Source organism: Kitasatospora sp. NPDC057198 (assembly GCF_042670125.1).
In the GTDB taxonomy this organism is placed as follows: domain Bacteria; phylum Actinomycetota; class Actinomycetes; order Streptomycetales; family Streptomycetaceae; genus Kitasatospora.
Window position 1 is genome coordinate 1 of sequence record NZ_JBHUWH010000528.1, and the last position, 5,111, is coordinate 5,111.

5 protein-coding genes are annotated in these 5,111 nt (G+C 76.1%); 1 reads left to right on the top strand and 4 read right to left on the bottom strand.

The window, feature by feature from the left end:
• The 4 genes from ACFUEL_RS34715 to ACFUEL_RS34730 all read right to left on the bottom strand — a co-directional run.
• Positions 1 to 479: FxsA family protein (locus ACFUEL_RS34715; protein ID WP_380241399.1), on the bottom strand; the 479-nt coding region annotated here is incomplete at its 3' end.
• A 150-nt stretch (positions 480 to 629) separates the two neighbouring features.
• The gene (gene lnt, locus ACFUEL_RS34720; protein ID WP_380241401.1) at positions 630 to 2,264 is read right to left on the bottom strand and encodes an apolipoprotein N-acyltransferase; all 1,635 of its coding nucleotides are present in this window, start codon (positions 2,262 to 2,264) and stop codon (positions 630 to 632) included.
• Between the two features lie 135 nt (positions 2,265 to 2,399).
• Positions 2,400 to 4,022, bottom strand: a complete 1,623-nt coding sequence (locus tag ACFUEL_RS34725; RefSeq protein ID WP_380241403.1) for an amidohydrolase — start codon at positions 4,020 to 4,022, stop codon at positions 2,400 to 2,402.
• Positions 4,023 to 4,053: 31 nt separating this feature from the next.
• Complete coding sequence (locus ACFUEL_RS34730) at positions 4,054 to 4,494, bottom strand: Lrp/AsnC family transcriptional regulator (RefSeq protein WP_380241405.1); 441 nt, start codon at positions 4,492 to 4,494, stop codon at positions 4,054 to 4,056.
• A 209-nt stretch (positions 4,495 to 4,703) separates the two neighbouring features.
• Here ACFUEL_RS34730 and ACFUEL_RS34735 point away from each other — a divergent pair, with 209 nt between their 5' ends.
• Entirely contained in the window at positions 4,704 to 5,108 is a 405-nt protein-coding gene (locus ACFUEL_RS34735; protein WP_380241407.1) for a hypothetical protein, read from the top strand.
• The last annotated feature ends 3 nt before the right edge of the window (positions 5,109 to 5,111 follow it).

Genomic DNA, 5,111 nt, shown 5'->3' on the forward strand with positions numbered 1-5,111 from the left:
GGGCGGTGGATGCGCAGCTGCTCCTGCAGGCGCATCGCGTCGGCGAACCGGTCCGCGCCGACCGGGGAGGTGGAGCGCAGCGCCGAGCCGGTGATCCGGCGGCCGGCGGCGCGCCACAGCGCGCGGGTCGGCGGCACCAGGAGGGTCAGCGCCAGCAGGTCGGACAGGAACCCGGGGACCATCAGCAGGACGCCCGCCAGCACCGTCATCGACGTCCCGGTCTGCGGCTGCGCGGACTGCGGGTCCTTGGACAGCTCGACGGCCGCGCGGAAGGCCCGCACCCCGGCGCGCTTGACCACCGCACCGCCGAGGAACACCCCGCCGACCAGCAGCACGAGCGTCAGGAACCAGCCGATCCAGCCGGCCACCACCGTGAGCAGCCAGATCTCCAGCACCAGCCAGGCGGCGACCAGCAGCGGCACGGTTCGGGCGAGCCTGCCTCGGCGGGCCGGGCGGGCCGGGGTTGCTTGCTGGGACACGGTACGGATCCACTCCTTCGCGGTGCTCCCCGCGGCGGCCGGCCTCTCCGGCTGCGTCCACGGCACCACCCAGCACAACGGCCCCGGGGCCCGCCGTGTTCCGAAAGGTCCTCGGCGCGGCTCCCGGGGCCGTCGGGGCCCGTCCGCGGCTCAGGGCGCGGCGTCGGCCTCGCGCCCGGCACCGGCCCGGCCGTCCGCCCTGCGCCGGCGCACCGCGCCGGTCACCGCGAAGGCGCAGGCCAGCACGCCGCCCAGGGCCAGCACCCACTCGGGCGCCGCGCCGACCCGGTCCGCGACGGTCCGGCCGTCGCGCAGCGGCACCAGCGCGTTCAGCACGGCCTGCTCCATCTCGCCGGTGCGCTGCTCCACCGTGCCGTCCGGGGCGATCACCGCGGAGACGCCGCTGGTCGCCGCGATCAGCACCGCCCGCCCGTGCTCGACGGCCCGCAGCCGGGACATCGCGAGCTGCTGCTCGGTCTGCCCGGTCCGGTTGTAGGTGGCGTTGTTGGTCTGCACGACGATGACCCGGCCGCCCTGGTTGACGGCGTCCCGGACGATCTCGTCGTAGGCGACCTCGAAGCAGATCACGTCGCCGATCCGGGCCGGGCCGAGCTGCATCACGCCGTTGTGGTCGCCGGGGTAGAAGTCCCGGGCAACCCGCTGCAGGCGGCTGATCACCTTGGACAGCTCCGCGCGGAACGGCACGTACTCGCCGAACGGCACCGGGTGCTGCTTGGTGTAGGAGGCGCCGGGGCCGGTGACCGGGTCCCAGACGATGCCCTCGTTCTGCACGTGCTGCTCGTCGGGGCCGTCGATCAGGGCGCCGACCAGGGTGGGCACGCCGACCGCCTTGACCGCCTCGTCGATCCGGGCGTACGCGGCCGGGTCGGTGAACGGGTCCAGGTCGGAGGCGTTCTCCGGCCAGATCACCACGTCGGGCCTGGCGACCTTGCCGGCGGCGATGTCGGCGGCGAGCTTCTCGGTGGCGGTGGCGTGGTTGTCCAGCACCTCCATCGGGCGGCCCAGGAAGTCCATGCCGGGGCGGTCCACGTTGCCCTGGACGAGCGCGACCTTGACGGTGTCGTCCGCCGAGGTCGGCACCGGCACCGCGTAGCCGACCAGCACCAGCGCGAGCGCGCCCACCGCGCCCGCGGCGGTGCGCCAGGGCATCTCGGTGTCGGTGCGGCGGGCCCGGACGGCGCTGAGCGCGGCCCAGGCCAGCAGGGTGCCGGCGGCGGCGACCGCGAAGGTCACCAGCGGGGCGCCGCCGAGCGCGGCCAGCGGGGTGAACGGGCTGGCGGTGTTGGCGAACGCCAGCCGGCCCCACGGGAAGCCGCCGAACGGCAGCCGGTCGCGCATCCACTCCTGGGTGACCCAGAGCACCGCGCCCCACAGCGGCCAGCCGCGCAGCTTCGAGGTCAGCGCCGCGCCCGCGCCCATCAGCGCCAGGAACAGCGCCTCGATCAGCGACAGGCCGACCGTGGCGTCCCAGCCGACCGGGCGCAGCCAGGACAGCAGCACCACGAAGAACGGCACGCCGAAGGCGAAGCCGATCCAGGCGCCGTGCCGGGCGGTGCGGCCGCGGGTGAGCAGTGCCAGGGCGGCGACCGCGAGGACCGACAGCGGCCAGACGTCGAACGGCGGGAACGCGAACGCCAGGGCCAGGCCGGAGAGCGCGGCCAGCCCCGTCCGGGCCCACCACGCCTTGCGGGTGCCCCGCACGGGCGCCGGCGGCCCCGTCTCCTCCTCGGCCACCGGCTGCTCCTGCGAAACGGGCAGTGCCACCTGTGCGCACCACCTCTCTGGCTCGGGATCGTCTCCGCCGGGGGGAGGGGGCGCACGCGCGTTCCACCTCGTTCGACGTCCCAGGAAAGGTACCTCACTCCCCCGGCGGGCCCGCCGGGTGCGCCCGACGGCCCGTCAGCGGCCGGCGGGCAGGTGCCGGTGGACGGTGCGGCCGCGGACGACGGTGCGCAGGCAGACCGGCAGCGGTGCGCCGGGGGTGAGGTCGGGCAGGCCGGGGGTGCCGGAGCGCGGGTCGGTGGACCAGCCGGCGACGCGGCTGTCGGGGGCCTGCACGACCAGGTCGGTGGTGTCCCAGACGGCGTAGGAGGCGGGCGCGCCGGGCACCAGGACGCCGTCGCCGTCGTGGCCCAGCGCCCGGTGGCCGCCGCGGGTGTGCGCGGTGAAGGCGGCGCGGACCGAGATCCGGTGCTCGGGGGTGCGGTGGAAGGCGGCGGCCCGGACGGTGCCCCACGGGTCGAGCGGGGTGACCGGCGCGTCCGAGCCGAAGGCCAGCGGGACGCCGGCGCGCAGCATCGCCGCGAACGGGTTGAGCGCGGCGGCGCGCTCGGCGCCGAGGCGTTCGGCGTACATGCCGTCGGGGCCGCCCCAGGCCGCGTCGAAGGCGGGCTGGACGGAGGCGGTGAGGCCGAGTTCGGCGAACGCGGCGAGGGTCTCGGGGGTGAGCGCCTCGGCGTGCTCGACCCGGTGCCGGGCGGCCTTGATCCGGTCGGCGCCGAGCTTGTCGGCGGTGGCCCGGACGCCCTCCACCACGGCGGCGATCGCGGCGTTGCCGATGGCGTGGAAGCCGGCCTGCAGGCCCGCCTCGGTGCAGGCGGTGACGTGGTCGGCGATCTCGGCGGCGCCCAGGTAGGCGGCGCCGGTGTGCGCGGCGTCGGCGTACGGGTCGTGCAGGCAGGCGGTGTGCGAGCCGAGGGCGCCGTCGACGAACAGGTCGCCGCCGGCGCCGACCGCGCCCAGGCGCTCGGCGGTGGCGACGCCCTCGGGGCCGAGTTCGCCCCAGTAGCCGTACACCTCGGGGCCGTCGGTCCCGGCGGCGAGGGCGAGCAGCGCGGCGAGGTCCTCGGCGGAGGAGATCTGCGGGCCGGCGCACTCGTGCAGGGTGCCGATGCCGAGTTCGGCGGCCCGGCGCAGGGTGGCGAGCTGGGCGGCGCGGCGCTGCTCGGCGGTGAGGTGGGCGAGCGCGGCCTGCCGGACGGCGTGGTGGGCGTCCCGGGTGAGCGGGCCGTCGGCGTCGTGGCCGGGGAGCGACTCCAGGCCGGGGACGAGGGCGCGCAGCGCGCTGGTGGCGAGGCCGGAGTGGACGTCGGTGCGGGAGAGGTAGAGCGGGGCGCCCGCGGCGGCGGCGTCGAGTTCGGCGAGCGCGGGGGCGCGGTGCTCGGGCCAGCGGGTCTCGTCCCAGCCGTGGCCGATCAGCACGCCGCCGGCGAAGGGGGCGCAGAACGCGGCGGTGCGCTCGAGGGCCTCGGCGAGCGAGGCGCTGCCGGTCAGGTCGAGGCCGGTGAGGGCGAGGCCGGTGGAGGTGGCGTGCACGTGGGCGTCGACGAAGGCGGGGGTGACCAGGGCGCCGTCCAGTTCGACGATCTCGTCGGCGGTGTCGGCGTACGCCTCGGCGGCTCCGTCGCTGCCGACCCAGGCGACGTGCCGGCCCTCGACCAGCATGGCGGTGGCGAAGGGGTCGGCGGGGCTGTAGACGTTGCCGCCGCGCAGCAGCACGGTCCGGTCGGTGCGTTCGGTCATGGCGTCCAGTCTCGCACCCCGAACGGCCTGGTCAGAGCTTGGGCGGGCGGGACTCGTACGGGGTGGAGAGCACGACGGTGGTGCGGGTGGAGACGCCCGCGGCGGAGCGGATCCGGGCGAGCAGGTCCTCCAGGTCGCCGGGGCCGGGGACGCGGACCTTGAGGATGTAGTTCTCGTCGCCGGCGACGCTGTGGCACGCCTCGATCTCGGGGAGGCCGACCAGGCGTTCGGGGGTGTCGTCGGGCGCGCTGGGGTCGAAGGGCTTGACCGAGATGAACGCGGTGAGCGCCAGGTCGACCGCCTCGGGGTCGACGATGGCGGTGTAGCCGCGGATGACGCCGCGCTGTTCGAGGCGGCGCACCCGCTGGTGCACGGCCGAGGTGGACAGGCCGGTGGCCTTGCCCAGGTCGGTGTAGCTCATCCGTCCGTCCTGCAGCAGCAGCTGGACGATGCGCTGGTCGAGTTCCTCCACAAGGCGCCAACCTACTCGATCGCGGCCGGGCTGTGCAGGGAGCTCACCGGGGGGCGCGCGCGGGGGGCACATGCCAACGGAATGTGGCGAGGAACACAGTCGGTGCATCACCGTGCGCCGGAGTGCAGGGTTATGACGTCCCGTCACTGGGAAGTGCTGCTGGTGGCCCGGACCACGAGAGGCTCCGGGGCGATCCTAGGGGGATCACGATGCCTTCCACCGACCTGCACCCCGACGTCGAGGACGAACCCGGCGCGCCCGAGGCGTCCTTCGGGACGGGCCCGGGCGCGGCCGACACCTGGGAGACCGTCCGGGTGCACTGCCCGGAGTGCGACCGCCCGATCGCGTTGATCGGGGACGAGGAGCGCCTGCCCCAGCACGCGGTGCTGACCTCCGCGTGGAACCCCTTCCAGCCCGCGATCTGCCGGGGCACCGGCGCGCCGACCGCCGACCTGCCGGAGTGCGGGGAGCAGCCGGAGCGCGAGGGCCTGGGCGACCTGGTCATGCTGCCGACCGCGCTGGACTGGCGCACCCAGCCGTTCTCGCACGCCGGGGCCCACCGCGCGGTGCGCGTGTTCGGGCCCGCGCAGCGCGACCACCGCCGCGCGGCCTGAGCC